Annotated in this window: 14 protein-coding genes; 6 read left to right on the forward strand and 8 right to left on the reverse strand. The window is 70.3% G+C overall.

From position 1 onward, the window contains the following. Positions 1-77: 77 nt before the first annotated feature. A complete protein-coding gene (locus tag ACH65_RS13055; RefSeq protein ID WP_049623041.1) occupies positions 78-920 on the reverse strand; it encodes a class I SAM-dependent methyltransferase in 843 nt (280 codons plus the stop codon). A gap of 153 nt (positions 921-1,073) precedes the next feature. Between ACH65_RS13055 and ACH65_RS13060 the strand changes: the two genes are divergently transcribed. Further along, on the forward strand, positions 1,074-2,009 hold the full coding sequence (locus ACH65_RS13060) for a M14 family metallopeptidase (RefSeq protein ID WP_049623042.1): 936 nt from the start codon (positions 1,074-1,076) through the stop codon (positions 2,007-2,009). Positions 2,010-2,369: 360 nt separating this feature from the next. Then, entirely contained in the window at positions 2,370-2,753 is a 384-nt protein-coding gene (locus ACH65_RS13065; protein ID WP_049623043.1) for a hypothetical protein, read from the forward strand. 42 nt (positions 2,754-2,795) lie between these two features. On the opposite strand, the gene ACH65_RS13070 is transcribed toward ACH65_RS13065, so the two are convergent. The 3 genes from ACH65_RS13070 to ACH65_RS18485 all read right to left on the reverse strand — a co-directional run bounded on the left by ACH65_RS13070 (position 2,796) and on the right by ACH65_RS18485 (position 5,701). Then, entirely contained in the window at positions 2,796-3,326 is a 531-nt protein-coding gene (locus ACH65_RS13070; RefSeq protein WP_049623044.1) for a Mut7-C RNAse domain-containing protein, read from the reverse strand. Positions 3,327-3,580: 254 nt separating this feature from the next. Beyond that, the gene (locus tag ACH65_RS13075) at positions 3,581-4,051 is read right to left on the reverse strand and encodes a hypothetical protein (RefSeq protein ID WP_049623045.1); all 471 of its coding nucleotides are present in this window, start codon (positions 4,049-4,051) and stop codon (positions 3,581-3,583) included. A gap of 147 nt (positions 4,052-4,198) precedes the next feature. Then, complete coding sequence (locus ACH65_RS18485) at positions 4,199-5,701, reverse strand: polysaccharide lyase family 7 protein (protein ID WP_161805612.1); 1,503 nt, start codon at positions 5,699-5,701, stop codon at positions 4,199-4,201. A gap of 661 nt (positions 5,702-6,362) precedes the next feature. On the opposite strand from ACH65_RS18485, the gene ACH65_RS13085 reads away from it, so the two are divergent. Next, positions 6,363-7,106 carry a hypothetical protein gene (locus ACH65_RS13085; RefSeq protein ID WP_049623046.1) on the forward strand — a complete coding sequence of 248 codons (744 nt, stop codon included), beginning with the start codon at positions 6,363-6,365 and terminating at the stop codon, positions 7,104-7,106. Positions 7,107-7,162: 56 nt separating this feature from the next. Beyond that, positions 7,163-8,149, forward strand: a complete 987-nt coding sequence (locus ACH65_RS13090) for a peptidoglycan-binding domain-containing protein (RefSeq protein WP_049623047.1) — start codon at positions 7,163-7,165, stop codon at positions 8,147-8,149. A gap of 153 nt (positions 8,150-8,302) precedes the next feature. Here ACH65_RS13090 and ACH65_RS13095 read toward each other — a convergent pair whose 3' ends face one another. The 3 genes from ACH65_RS13095 to ACH65_RS13105 all read right to left on the reverse strand — a co-directional run bounded on the left by ACH65_RS13095 (position 8,303) and on the right by ACH65_RS13105 (position 11,707). Next, positions 8,303-9,571, reverse strand: coding sequence for a carbohydrate porin (locus tag ACH65_RS13095; protein ID WP_049623048.1), 1,269 nt, complete (start codon positions 9,569-9,571; stop codon positions 8,303-8,305). 697 nt (positions 9,572-10,268) lie between these two features. Then, complete coding sequence (locus ACH65_RS13100) at positions 10,269-10,979, reverse strand: DUF899 family protein (RefSeq protein ID WP_049623049.1); 711 nt, start codon at positions 10,977-10,979, stop codon at positions 10,269-10,271. A gap of 257 nt (positions 10,980-11,236) precedes the next feature. Continuing rightward, positions 11,237-11,707, reverse strand: coding sequence for a helix-turn-helix transcriptional regulator (locus ACH65_RS13105; protein WP_153242595.1), 471 nt, complete (start codon positions 11,705-11,707; stop codon positions 11,237-11,239). Positions 11,708-11,817: 110 nt separating this feature from the next. On the opposite strand from ACH65_RS13105, the gene ACH65_RS20595 reads away from it, so the two are divergent. Continuing rightward, complete coding sequence (locus ACH65_RS20595) at positions 11,818-12,201, forward strand: hypothetical protein (RefSeq protein ID WP_049623050.1); 384 nt, start codon at positions 11,818-11,820, stop codon at positions 12,199-12,201. Between the two features lie 35 nt (positions 12,202-12,236). Here the strand turns inward: ACH65_RS20595 and ACH65_RS13115 are convergent, their stop codons facing one another. Continuing rightward, the gene (locus ACH65_RS13115) at positions 12,237-12,854 is read right to left on the reverse strand and encodes a LysE/ArgO family amino acid transporter (RefSeq protein WP_049623051.1); all 618 of its coding nucleotides are present in this window, start codon (positions 12,852-12,854) and stop codon (positions 12,237-12,239) included. Between the two features lie 102 nt (positions 12,855-12,956). On the opposite strand from ACH65_RS13115, the gene ACH65_RS13120 reads away from it, so the two are divergent. Beyond that, on the forward strand, positions 12,957-13,853 hold the full coding sequence (locus tag ACH65_RS13120) for a LysR family transcriptional regulator ArgP (protein WP_049623052.1): 897 nt from the start codon (positions 12,957-12,959) through the stop codon (positions 13,851-13,853). Positions 13,854-13,927 lie beyond the last annotated feature (74 nt).

Raw genomic sequence — 13,927 nt, forward strand, 5'->3', positions numbered from 1 at the left:
CGGTCGGGGCTTCCCCCCGCATCGTCATGAGTTGGCGACGCCAGCAACGGCGATGTGATCGCGCCGAAAGAAACGGGCTAGCGCCGTATCGCCAAGACGCCGTCCAGCGCCAGCTGCGCCTTGAAGTCGGCCTTCTCCAGGCGCCTGGCCACCTCGCGCGGCACGTCGCGGCCGCTGGTGAGCTTGTTCGGGCTGCCGGTGTAGTGGAACAGGCGGCCGCCGCGGCGCAGTACGCGCGCCAACTGGTCGTAGAAGGCCTGCGAGTAGAGTTCGCCGGCGATGCCGAAGCGCGGCGGGTCGTGCAGCAGTGCGTCCACCGAGGCGTCGGCGACCTGCGCAATGGCCTGCGACACGTCGGCATGGGTGAGTTGCAGGCGGCCGCCGCTGGCGGGCGCGTCGGGATCGGGTGACCACGGGTTGAGCGTGCGCAGCCACAGCACGTCGGGGTTCTTCTCGAAGGAGTGGATGCGCGCCACGCCCGCCTCCAGGCAGCCGGCCGCGAAATAGCCCAGGCCGCCACAGGTGTCGAGCAGCACCTTGCCGCGCGGCTCGACCAGCGCCACCTTGCGGCGCGCATCCTCGAACGGCGACTCCTTCGCGGTGGGCAGCATCTTGATGCCGTCGATCTCGAAGGTGGGCGCGCCCCATTCGGTGGGCACCAGCTTGATCAGCGAGCCGGCGAAGCGCGACGCCGGCGCGAACGCCTCGCCGTCCCAGTAGTAGATCGTGCGGTCTTTCAGCTTGGGCGGATACGGGTAGCGCTGGCCTTTCCACGACCAGGCGTCCGCCTCCAGCGGCATGCTGCCGTGCGAGCGGCCGAGATCCAGCGAGCCCGTCCATGCGCCGTCGCCGGCCTCGCGCGCGGCCAGCAGGGCCTCGGCGACGGGGCGCGTGAGCAGGGGGCCGGCATAGTGCGACACGTAGGGCGATCTCCTTGGAACGGCGGCGGGCCGCCATGGCGGCGAAAGGCCGGCATCGTAACCCACCGGCGTCCGGGCCGGCCCGGTTGCGCGGGCGGCGGCGGGGTGAATGCTAGAGTGTCGCGCTTTCACCTACTTGGAACGCGCAGCGCCATGACGACCCACGCCTCTTATCCGATCGGCAAGCCCGGCGTGCCCTGGGGGCCCGGGGAAGTCGCCGACTGGGTGTCGCGGCAGACCCGCCGGCGCAGCTACGCAGCGGACGTGGTGGACAGGATCGACACCCTGCGCGCGCGCTTCGACGTGGTGGAGTACGGGCGGCTGGACTATGCGCCCGACAGCTACCCGCTGTTCGCGATCAAGAGCCGCGACTGGCGCGACGCTCTGCCCTGCGTGCTGGTGACCGGCGGCGTGCACGGCTACGAGACCAGCGGCGTGCACGGCGCGCTGCAGTTCGTCGAGCGGCATGCCGGGGACTACGCGGGGCGGGCCAACCTGCTGGTCGCGCCGTGCGTCAGCCCCTGGGCCTACGAGCGCATCCACCGCTGGAACGCGCATGCGATCGACCCCAACCGCTCCTTCCGCGAGCACAGCCCGGCGGAGGAATCGGCGGCGCTGATGCGCCTGGTGGCGCCGCTGCGCGGCCGCTTCCTGCTGCACATCGACCTGCACGAGACCACCGACACCGACGAGTCGGAATTCCGCCCCGCACTGGCCGCGCGCGACGGCCAGGACTACGAGCCGGGCGAGATCCCGGACGGCTTCTACCTGGTCGGCGACAGCGAGAATCCGCAGCCGCAGTTCCAGCAGGCGGTGATCGCGGCGGTGGCGAAGGTCACCCACATCGCGCCGGCCGACCGCAACGGCGAGATCATCGGCTCGCCGGTGGTGGCGCCCGGGGTCATCGACTACGCGCTCGCCCGGCTCGGCCTCTGCGCCGGCATCACCGGCGCGCGCTACACCACCACCACCGAGGTCTACCCCGACAGCCCGCGCGCCACGCCCGCGCAGTGCAACGCCGCGCAGGTGGCGGCGGTGTGCGCGGCGATCGACTATGCCTTGGCGCACGGGGCCGACGCGCCGGCCTGAGGGCCTGTCCAAAGTCTTGCCGTTGACGCGGCTTGGCTCCTCCCCCTGCACGCAAGGAGGGAGCAGGTACCTTGGCCCGCCACTGACGGGTTGGTGTTGTCGGTGCGTATCGGCAGTCTCGCGGCTGCTCGCTGCGGCGTTGCCTTACGGCGAGGGCCAGTGCCACGAAGCCGAGGCCATACGCCATTTGGCCGATGCCCGCCGGCTTCGCACCGGCCGGCCGTTCCAATGCGCAGGCGTTGCGGTCGTGCTAGCGTTCGGTTCGAACACTCCGGTCTTTTTCTTGCTGGATCAGGGCGCGATGCCGTCGGCATGGATCGCCTGCGGCGGCGCCGGTTCCGATGGAACGAGGGGGCCAGTATGGGCCATGACAAGACGCGCTCGCAGGTCACGGTCAGCAGTGTGGACTGGAGCGATCCGCACTTGAACGAACTGCTGAAGAAGGTCGATGGCTGGAGCATCGACCATCGCAGCCACCTGCCGCCGCAGGAGGTGGAGATCCGGGTCATCTGCGGCTGGGAGGCGGCCGACGGCTGCATGCTCGCGCAGTTGCTGGCGGAGTCGGACGGCGGCCTGGTGCTGGCCACCCGCACGCCGCTGCCGCCCGGCGTGGAGGTGCGGGTGAGCGCGGGGCCGGGCGACGGCCAGCCGACGCGCTGGGGCGTGGTGTTGCAGGGGCGCGAGAGCCGTCGCGTCGAAGACCGCGGGGATGCCCTTTACCTGAGCTGGCTGCGCGCCCGCTGACCGCGGGCATCGCGCGGCGAAGCGGCGCGGGGCGGCTCGCTGTCAGCGCATCGGTTGCCGGTGGCGCACCGGGTCGTGCTCGTGTGCCGCTTGCTCGCGCCACTGCGCCAGGCGCCTCGCCATGCGCCGCACATGACTCCCGGGCCAGTACACGCGGCCGCAGGCGGGGCAGGCCCGGTACGGCCCCTGCAGCTCGCGCGCCAGGGGCGGCATGCCGGCCCGCTCGTCCGCGCTGGCCTCCCGCAGCGGCGTGTTGTCGAGCAGGCAGCGGGTGAACGGCGCAAGGGTCCAGTCGATGCCGAGCGCCTGGGCCAGTTGCAGCGCCTGGGCGTCGGCGTCGTTGACGATGAGCCGCCGCACGTCGAGGCCGGCGGGCGGGTGGGCGGCGAGGTGGCGGTCGCAGGTGAGCAGCACGCGCCGCGCTTCGCAGCATCGTTCGGCGATGGCGCGGTCGGTTTCGTCCGCGGCGGCCACCGTGGTGTCGTAGCCGGCCGCGCGCAGCCAGCGGGCCAGGCCCGCCAGCATGCGGTCGCAGCACAGTCGGACGGCCTCGGGGGGCGGGCGGGGTTCCATGTGTCGATCACCGGCGGCGGCGTAGGGGCATTTTCCTCCACGCGAGGCGAAGAGCGCCTCAAGGCGCCGGGTGGCCGGCTCGTCGAAGTCGCTTGCGCGCCGAACGATGGAGCGCGCGGCGCAAGGTGGCGCTGCGGGTTTTGCGGGCCGCCGGCTTGGCAGGCGCGGAAGGACCGCGCCGCGCCGTCGCGCTGGCGGTTTCGCCGCGCCGGCGCAGTGATCGCCAGAGGTCGCGCCAGGGCCTGCGGCCCGCCTCAGCGGCTGAATCGGATCAGGTCCGATGCCCCTGGCAGCGCCCGCATGGCGCCCAGGGTTTCCACCAGCTCCCGGTAGCTGCGCGCCAGCTGCGCGTAGAGCGAGGCGTAGGCTTGCCGCGTCGCGTCCGCCGCGCCCTGGTAGGCGCTGCGGCCGATGTCGATGAAGTAGTCCACGCTCACCCGCCGCCGCTCGGCCAGGCCGGGGAACAGGCCAGCCACCAGCAGGCAGCGGTCGCCGACGTCGCGCAAGGCTTCGGCGCGGGCGCTGCCCGCCTGCGTTTGCGCTTGCAGCCAATCCATGCCCAGCGCGTGCGACAGCAGCCAGGCGTCGCGCTGGTAGCGCAGCAGCACGAACACCAGGTAGCTCTCGCGCGATTCGTCCAGCGGCCGGCCGGTCAGCCCGCCCGCCTCCTGCACCAGGGCCTGCCAGAGTTCCACCTGCGTGCCTTTTCGGATGCCCTCGATCATGTCGTCTCACCTCCCGGGTCGCCGACGCTTCGAGGGTACTGCGCCGGCGGCGGGAATGCTCGGCAGCCGGAGAGCGGCACTGCTGACATGCCGCCGCGGCGAAGCCGGGCGCGGGGCCCGGCTTCGTGCTTCCGTGGGGGGCCGGCGTCAGGGCTCCGGATGGCTGGCCGTCACGCTGTAGAACGTCGCCTGCGCGTAGTCCGAGCTGGAGCCGGAGTTGTTCTGGTTGTACACGCCGGCCTTGAAGTACATCCAGTCGTCGTTGTAGCCGGCGTCCATGGTGATGGTCTTCGCCACGTCGGGCTTGCCGGGACGGGACACGGTCACGGTGAGTTGGCGCCCGCGGGCCTTCACCGCGTAGCTGAAGGGCTCGCCCAGGGCGATGCCGTCGGCGGGGTCGCCGGCGTTGTCGGCGCGGCTGCCGATCATTTCGTACCAGGTGTCCGAGCCGCCCGGAATCTGGTGGGCGAAGTAGATGGCGCCTTTGCCGTTGCCGGGCAGCTTGCGGTAGTAGAGGCGCAGCGGCTCGTTCTCGGAGGCGTGGATCTGGCCGATGATCAGCCGGCCGATCTTGTACGCATCGCCGGTGGTGGAGACGTGGTCCACCTTCAGCGTGGCCCGCAGGTCGCCGTCGATGCCGCCCATCAGGCTCTTGATCGATCCACTCGAGGTGGACAGCACCCAATTGTTCGCGGTGAAGCCGCGGTCCTGCACGTCCGGGTCGGCGCCGCCGATCATCTCGCGCAACTCAGAGCGCGAGTAGTGGCTGTTGGCGGTGGTGCCGGCGATGTTGGGGCAGCGGAACACCAGCGAGCCGTCGCCCTTGTAGTAGAAGGCGCTGTTGGTGTTGCCGTCCGCGAGCCAGGCCGTGCCGCGCTCCGTGCCGTCCGGCAGGGTGATCTTCCAGTGCACGGGGTCGAAGCCGACGGCGTCGCGGATGGCGACGTTGTCCACGTAGATGCTGGCGGTGCCGCCGCCGAGGTCGTTCGCGCCGTACTTGACCTCGAAGCGGGCCGGCAGCTTGCCGCTCTGCGCCACCGGCAGCCGGCCGACCAGCTTGCCGTTGAGGAGCAGCGTGTAGCGGCCGTCGCTGGCGATGCCGTCCCACAGGATCTCCACGTCGTTCCAGGCGTCGAGCGCATACGCGCCGGCGATCGCCACGCCGCCGGGCGTGCGGTTCCTGAGCTGGCCGTCCGGCTGCAGCGCCAGTTCGAGGACGCGGTCCGGATCGGCGCTGTAGCTGTCCTGGAACAGGGAGAGGTAGGTGTTGGCCGTGGCCGCCGAGGGCACGTACACCGAGAGCTTGATGCGTCCGCTGCCGGAGGCAGCGAAGTCCTTGCGCAGGTACACGCCCACGTCCGATGCGCCGCGCGTGAAGCTCACCGACTGCGCGCCGGAGCGCGCCCGGCTGGCGCTGACCGCGACCGAGCCGGCGACGTCGAAGCCCTGCGGCGGCGCGTAGGGGCTGTCGCTCTCGAAGCCGAAATCCGTAGCGGTGGACGACAGGGTTTGCGCACCGGCCCAGCACTGGGCGAGAGGCATCAGCCCCAGCAGTGCCGCCAGGGCGGCACGGTGGCAGCGCCCCAGGCGCGGACGACGGCTCGCGGCGGCCAGCGAGAGCCCGCGATGATCGGAAGATAGATCGCTCACAACAACACTCCTTGATTTGTTTTCCATTGCCGGGTGGGATTTCCGTAAAGCACCTGCCGCGCGGCCAATGCCGGACACGACGCCGCGCGGTCGCGATCGGATGGCCGATGCGACATGAGTCGAAACCGTGAATGGCTTTCCTTGGCCCGCCGGGCACGCAATGCGCCGGCTCTCCCTTGTGATGAGCGATCCGCATGGCAGATCGCAGGCGCAGCCAGTCTATCGGCGGCATCCACTGCGGAATGAGAACGGGATCAAGTCGCCGCAAATTTTTGCGGCGGTGCACGATCAATGCGGCGCGCCCAGAGCACCGGCGAAGCGTGCCGACTAGACCGTGCCCCACAAGCGCTTCGCCTCTTCCGCAATGACGTTCGGGCACTCTTCCTGAAAGAACAGCCTTCCTTGCGGCACGCGCCGGACACCCCGCGACGCCGCCCATGCGGGCCATATGGCGCGCTGCATGCGGCGGGTGCTGGGCGTGAGTCCCTCTCAGCTCGCGCAGCAGGGACGCTGAAACATCCCGCCGCACCTGTGGCATGAAGCCGTTCACATCCTCGCGCTACCGTTAACCGCGCTTACGCCCGGCGCCGGACAAAGCCGGTAAAGTCCCGCCGCGACTGTAATTCGCAGGAGGCCACGAGTGATGCGAAGGAGACGTCGGATGTACAGGATCGCCAAGGCCGGACTCACCCTGTCCGTGCTGCTGCTGGGCCGGGCCGCCTGCGCCGCCCCCGCGCCGGACGTGAACGCCATCGTCAAGGCGGTGATGGAAGACCAGTACGGCAAGCAGTACGACGCCAGGCACGATTGCTGGACCTATACCCATACCACCGAGCAGGGCGACGACCTCACCTACTGCATGCAGCCGGGCAAGCCCGAACTGGTCGACACGGCCAAGGGCAAGCAGCTGTTCGCCTATGCGGCCAACGCCTACGACATCCACGACGACAACCGCTACAGCTATGGCCAGACCGATCCCGGCCTGATGGGCGCGTTTCAGGTGAGCGTGGATGCCAAGGGCGAATGGACCTTCGTGGCGATGGACAACGCGATGGAATTCGGCACCAACGGCTACTGCGGCTGCAACAAGGCCGGCCTGGTCAAGCTGAGCAACCAGGGCGACTACGGCTGGCTGTTCGTCAGCGGCGGCGCCTGGCAGGGCAGGGTGGTGGCCGACTACAGCCTGGTGATGCCGCGCCGGGGCGGCTTCGTCGACGTCAGCCGCATCCCGCAGACCAAGTCGAACGAGCAGGACGTGACCTATGAGCTGAAGGTTGCCGAACGTCCCGGCGCGGGCCTGTTCCCGCTGGTGGTGACCAAGACCAGGGCGAAGGCCAAGGTGGAGGAGATCACGGTGGACTTCGATCCCGGGACATATGCGTACCAGCTGCCCGGGGCCAAGTAACGCGCACCGGGCGACGGCATTCACGGAGGAAACGACATGTCCAGGATCGACGAGCGTTGGGAAGCGAACAGGATCTAGCCGATGCGGCCGCCAAGGCCGGCCTTGGCCAGGGCGGCGGCATCAAGTTCCTCGATGCGCTGAAGGCCGACCCCAACCAGCGCGTGGATCACGTGCTGTCGAGCAAGGTGATCGAGCGCAATCCCGGCCTGTATGGCGACGGCAGCATGACGGTGGCCGAGGCCTACAAGGGCATGGGCCAGCAGATGGACAAGTACGCCAAGTACGCCCAGGAGCTGGAGAAGCCGGTCAAGGCCCCGGCCACGCCAACCACCCCTGGCGCGGCGCCTTCGCCCAAGCCCGAGTCGTCCGCGGTGCCGCCGCCCAAACCCAAACATGCGGCGCCGGCCGGCCACACGGTGCTCATGGAAGGCGACAAGGGGCATGACGTCACCGAACTGCAGCAGCACCTGCGCGACCTGGGCTACCGGGGCGCCGACGGTAAGCCGTTGCGCGCGGACGGGCACTTCGGTCCGCGCACCAGGGCCGCGGTGGAAGCGTTCCAGCACGACCATCATCTCGAGCGCGACGGCGAGGCCGGTCCGCTGACCCAGAAACAGCTGCAGGTGCAGGGCAAGCTGCACGCGCAGGAACAGGCCGCGCACCCGCTGCTCAACCAGCCGGGGCATCCCCATCACGCGCTGTACCACCAGGCCCTGGAGGGCGTGCGGAAACTCGGCGGCGGCGCCTCGGAAGGCCAGCGCGAAAACTTCGCCGGCATGCTGGCTGTCGAGGCCCAGCGCCAGGGCCTGCGGCGCATCGACCATGTGGTGCTCAACGACGAGGGCTCGCGCGCCTGGGCGATGCAGGGCGACCTGCGCTCGCCGTTCAAGCAACTCGCCGAAGTGAACGTGGGCCAGGCGATCAACACGCCACTGGCGCAGAGCAGCGCTTTCAGCGCGCAGTTGCAGGGCGCGCCGGGACATGAGCCGGCGAAGGAGCTACAGCCGCAACAGGCGCATCAGTTGGGTTCCTTGTCGCGCTAGTACCCCCTCTCCCCTCCGGGGTGAGGGGACGGGTGAAGCGTGATGTGAGGGTCGCGACAAGCCCAAGAGCTTTTTCTTCGCTCCATCGAAACGCCCCGGCCTCGCATCCGGCTGCCGCGATCTTCTTCGAACGGCAAGACTTTGAACAGGCTCTTACAGCAGCACCCAGTCGATGCGCAGGCCCGCCACCAGCGCGTTGTCGAGGTTGCGCAGGCGCGCCGGCTCGGCGAACTGGTCGGGGTGGATGATGTAGTGCAGGTTGGGCGCGAGGCGGAAGTTGCGCGTAACCTGGATGCCGTAGCTCAGTTCCATCATGGTCATCGAGGAGGGCGGCGTGCCGGTGCCGCCGGCCAGCGCGCGGGCGATGCGCAGGTTCTTCAGCGCGTTGCCGGAATAGTGTTGCTGGGTGACGACGAAGGCGATGTTGTCGTCGGGGCGGCTGTCGAAGGTGCCTTTCTGCACCAGGCCGAAGGAGAAGTAGTGATCCTCGATCAGCTGGCCGGAGGTGCCCTTGAAGGCCGAGCCGAACAGGATGAGGCCGCGCGTGCTGCCCGGGTCCGGCCGCGTGACCTGCTGCTCGAAGCGGAAGTAGACGCCCGAGCGGCCCTGCAGCGTGGCGTACTTCTCGCCGCTCAGCAGCGCGGGCTGGCCGTGGGCGTCCTTGAGCGGGTCGGCGTAGGTGGTGTTGTCCTTCCAGCCGCCGATCTCGTACATCGCCGGCAGGCGCGCCGTGTCCGCCGTGGTCTTGTAGCCGATCGCGTACGGCATGATGTAGCCGAGGTGGTCCTTGTGCCAGTTGAGTCCGTGTTCGCCGTCGGCCTGCTGGGCGTTGTTGTCCTCGTAGGCGCCCACGTGCAGGTACACGGTGGGGGTGAACCAGAACTTGGCGTGCGCGCCCCAGCTCGACACCGGCCACCAGGTGAAGTTGCTGGTGCGGAACACGAAGGTGGGGTTGCCGCAGGCCGAGTTGTCCTGGAAATAGGCGCACAGGTCCGAGCCCAGGAAGTGGATGTTGGCCACCGTGCGGCCGCCCTCGATGTCGATGCGCCCGTCGAGGAATTTCTGCTCCAGCGTCAGGTTGGCTAGGCGCTCGCCCTGGCCGCCGTAGATCTCCTGCACGGACGTGCTGTTGCCGATGTTTTTCGCGGCCAGGTTCTGGCCGTGGCGGCTGGAGATGCCAAGGTGCATGGAGGCGCCGCTCCAGCCGAACAGTTTGTCGAAGTCGGCGTCGGCGCCGAGGAAGAGCTGGCCCGAGTAGGCGCTGCCCTTGTCCTTGCCGCCGTCGAGCAGCGAGGCGCCCTCGCCGGTGTAGCTGATCTTGGGGGTGATGCCGCCGGCCCAGTCCGCGGCCGCGGCCAGTGGACTGAGGCCGGTCAGGATGGCGGTGGCGAGCAGCGTGCGCGCATGGTTCGAGATGGACATAAGGCAGTTGGTACCTTGGGTCGAGTGAGAGCGGGGGCTCGGGGCGGTGCCCCGTGCAGCCGGATGGCAGAGGGTGATCAGCGGCCGGGGGCGCGCATCGCGCGGCGATGCGTTACGGTCGATGCCGGTGCGGGTGGGGTGTCGGTCCGTTCGGCGGAGCGCCGCCGTGCCGGGCCGCGTGGGGCGTGCGCGGCGGCCGCTTTGGGATGGTGGCGGTGCGACGCCGCCGTCGTTCCATCGCGCCGGGGGCGGGCCGCCGGTGCGGTCTTGTTCGTCGAAGCCGGTGCCGGGGCGGGCCCGGTGGCGGCCGGCGACTCGTGCCTCATGGCGGCGGTGCTGCGCGCGCGCCACACCTCTTCCCAGGTCAAGCTGAACATGCCGAAGCCCTCCCAACCGTCGTGCCATGCCGCCTCGCCCCTGGCCGCCCATGGGGCGTCAGCGGCGCGTTCTTTTGCTGGAGGACGTCGATCTGCTGAATCGTGTCACCCGTGGCGGCGCATGCTGTCCTGCCTGCCGCCGCGGATCAAGCTGCAGTGCAAAAAATCTTGCGGGCAAAACAGGGCGTGGCCGCCGGGGAAAGCACGCCGACAGGGAAGAACGTGCGCTTCGCGGTCTGAATTTGCGCCTTGCCGGCGGGCGCCTGCGAGGCGAGGAGCGCGGGTGCGCACTCGTCAGCAGGCGCCGGCCGGATCAGTCGTCAGTCGCCATAGCTGAGCTTCGGGTACCAGTCCGTGCCGCGTCCCTCGGGCGTCATGTCGAGGATGGTCCAGATCGGCATCGGGTCCGGCGCGCCGCGCGGATCCTGGCCGGGGTCGACGGTTTCGAAGCCCATCTCGCCGCTCCAGAAGTGGCGGATGGTGCCGTCGCGGCGGGTGAAGACGTTGATGGCCGGCTCGTCGCCGCCGTTCTCGTCCACGCCTTGGTAGTCGCGGCTGTAGGCGCCGTTGAGGTCCGCATACAGTTTGAGGCCGCGCCAGCCGCGCTCCTTCTTGAAGGCGATGAGGCGCCCGATCGGCGAGCGCGCCACCACGGCTAGCGCCACGCGCTGCTCGATGTCGCGCGCCTCGCCGTCCCAGGCGCCGAGCAGGGCGGTGCACATGGGGCAGGGGCGCTCGCGCTGCGGGCCGAACATGTAGCTGTAGACCACCAGGGTCTGCTTGTCGCCGAACAGGCCGGCGAAGTCGGTGGGGCCGGCTTCGCCCTCGAAGCGGTAGTCGCCGGTGACCTCGCCGCCGGGCGGCAGCGCGCGGCGCTGTGCGGCCACGCGCTCGATGTGGCGGCGCAGCTCGATCTCCTCGGCCAGCAGCGCCTGCCGCGCGCAGCGGTAGGCCTCGCTTTCGTTGGGGATGCGCGCGCGGTTGCGCCGGGCGAGCTCGGCGGCGGGGACGAGGGGGGCGGCTTGGTTCATGGCGTTTCTCCTGCAGGGGCCGGCGTCAGGGGCGGGGTGCCGGGCGGGAAGTGGCGGCGGTGCCGTGCCGCGTACAGCTTGGGAGGGCACGGCGGGGACCGTCTCGTCATGGGCTGTTTCCACGACGAGCGAAGAGGCGCGGAATCGACAGTGCGCTACGGTCGCGCGCACGATTCATGGGAAATGCCAACCGCGAGCCCAGCGATGGCGGCTCGCCGTCCGTTCGCGGCGAAGCGGGACCGTGCGCCCGGAGCCGCCTACTTCTCCCGCGATGCCCTGCCGAGCCGGTAGGCGTGCGGCAACTGTCCTTTCCGGCGCTTGAAGGCGTGGATGAAAGCGGCCGTTTCCGAGTAGCCGAGGCGCTCGGCGATCTGCTCGATCGGCAGCCGCTGCATCGTCAGCAACTGTTCGGCGATGGCCTGGCGGGTTTCGTCGCAGAGTGCGGAGAAGTGGGTGCCTTCCTCCTGCAGCCGGCGCCGCAGCGTGCGCTCGGACATGCACAGCGCCGAGGCCACTTCGCCCAGCGAGGGCATCGCCCTCGGCTGGCGCGCGAGCAGGTCGCGCACGCGCGCGGCCAGGCCGTCGCGCCTGCGCCATGTTTCCAGGTAGCGCTGGCACTGCTCCACGGCGAGGCGCAGCGCGACCGGGTTGGCGCGCGCCAGCGGCACGTCCGCGTCGCGCTGCGCGAGCACCAGCAGGTTCCTGGGCTGGGCGAACGCCGGCCTCACGCCGGCGAGCCGGCGTGAGGCCGCGAGGCGGCACGCCGGGGCGCGCAGCGCCATCGACAGCGGCGCGGGCGCGCCCCAGCAGCTCGCACGCGAAGGCCAGCGTGGCGCCCATGGAGCGCTCCACCGCTAACTGCCGCAGGTCGGGCGGCAGGTGCTCGTCGCGGAAGCCGGTCGCGCTCGACGGCGCGAAGACCTATGCGCTGGCGGACCTGATCGACCTGGCCGAATCCTGCAACCCCGAGACGCGCATTGCCTGGAACGAGGCGCGCCGCGCTGCGCTCGCGGCCGGCATGGCCGCGAGCGCCTACCTGCCGCAGCTCACCGCCAGCGCGCTCGAAGGCCGCCAGCACCTTGCGCCCAACCGCTCGCTGCACGAGATCAAGACCTTCGTCGAGGAAGGCGGCGTGGGCTTCCTGATGGAATTCGGCGAGGCCTGCCGCGTGGAGCTGGAATCGCTGGCGCCCCGGCACAAGTACGCGCACCTGCCGCGTTGAAGCGGCGCGGGGCAGCCTGCGATCCGGTGCGCCGCTCAGTCGAGCGGGCGCAGCAGCAACAGCAGGGCCAGCGCCAGCATGAACGCGGCGATCAGCCCATCGAGCACCCGCCACGCGGCCGGGTTGCGGAACACCGGCAGCAGCAGGCGCGCGCCGTAGCCGAGGGTGGCGAACCACGCCACGCTGGCGCCGCAGGCGCCGGCGGCGAACGCCCAGCGCGTCATGCCCGGGTAGCGCGTGGACAGGCTGCCGAGCAGCACCATGGTGTCGAGATAGACGTGCGGGTTGAGGAAGGTGAAGGCGAGGCAGGCCAGCAGGGTGCGGCGCCAGCCAGCCTCGCCGCCGGCCGTGGGGGCCAGCGCTCCGGCGCCGCGCCATGCGCGCCGCGCCGCCATCAGGCCGTAGGCGCCGAGAAAGGCCGCGCCGCCCAGGCGCAGCGCCTCAAGCAGCCAGGGCCAGGCATGCGCCAGCGAGCCGATGCCGGCGACGCCGGCGAGGATCAGCGAAACGTCGCCGGCGATGCAGATGGCGATGGTGAGGCCGACATGGCTGCGCTGCAGGCCCTGGCGCAGGACGAAGGCGTTCTGGGCGCCGATGGCGACGATGAGGCCGGCACCGGCGGCGAAGCCGGCTGCGGCGGCAGCGAGGAGCATGGCGTGGCCCTGAAAGGTGGAAGGCGTAGCCTGCCGTGCCGCCATGGATAAGTTAATCTAATTTTTCTTCGATCCATGAAGAAAAACTGATTAGGGGCGACCATGGACCTCATCCATCCGCAACTCGCCGCCTTCGCCGCCGTGCTGGAGGAAGGCAGCTTCGAAGGCGCCTCGCGCCGGCTTTCGGTCACGCCCTCGGCCGTCTCGCAGCGGATCAAGGCGCTGGAAGACCGCCTCGGGCAGGTGCTCGTGGTACGCCAGGTCCCGTGCCGGCCGACGCCGGCGGGCGAGCAACTGCTGCGCCGGGTGCGGCCGATGCAGGCGCTGGAGGCGGAGGCGCTGGCCGATTTCCGGCCGGAGGGCGTGGCGGCGGCGTCGGGGCGCGCGATCGCGATTGCCGTCAACGACGATTCGCTGGAAACCTGGTTCGTGGCCGCGCTGGCGCAGCTGCACCAGCAGCACGGCTACCTGTTCGACATCCGCGTCGACGACCAGGACCACACGCTGGACCTGCTGCGCGACGGCTCCGTGCTCGGCGCGGTGACCGCGCAGGCCACGCCGCTGCAGGGCTGCAATGTCCACCCGCTCGGCACGATGCGCTACCGCGCCATCGCCTCGCCGGCGTTCGCCAGGCGCTTTTTCGCCGGCGGCCTCGACGCCGCGGCGTTCGCGTGTGCGCCGATGATCGTCTTCAACCGCAAGGATGCGCTGCAATGGCGGTTCGTCCGCCGCGTCACGCGCGCCCGGCTGGCGCCGCCCATCCACTACCTGCCCACTTCCACCGGCTTCGTCGATGCCGCCGCGCGCGGTCTGGGCTGGTGCCTCGCGCCGGAGTCGCTCATCGAGCCGGTGCTGCGCGCGAAGAAGATCGTGGTGGTCGATCCCTCGCGCTGGCTCGACGTGCCGTTGTACTGGCAGCACGCGGCGGTGCGTTCGGGCACGCTGCAGAGGATCGGCCAGGCCCTGCGGGAGGCTGCTGGCAGCGCCCTGCGCGCCTGAGTGGACTATGCCTGCTCATGGGTTCTCTGTCGTGTTGTTGAGGTCTTGCTGCATGTTGGCCGGGGTTTCGCTCC

This window comes from Frateuria defendens (assembly GCF_001182895.1).
Taxonomy (GTDB): domain Bacteria; phylum Pseudomonadota; class Gammaproteobacteria; order Xanthomonadales; family Rhodanobacteraceae; genus Frateuria_B; species Frateuria_B defendens.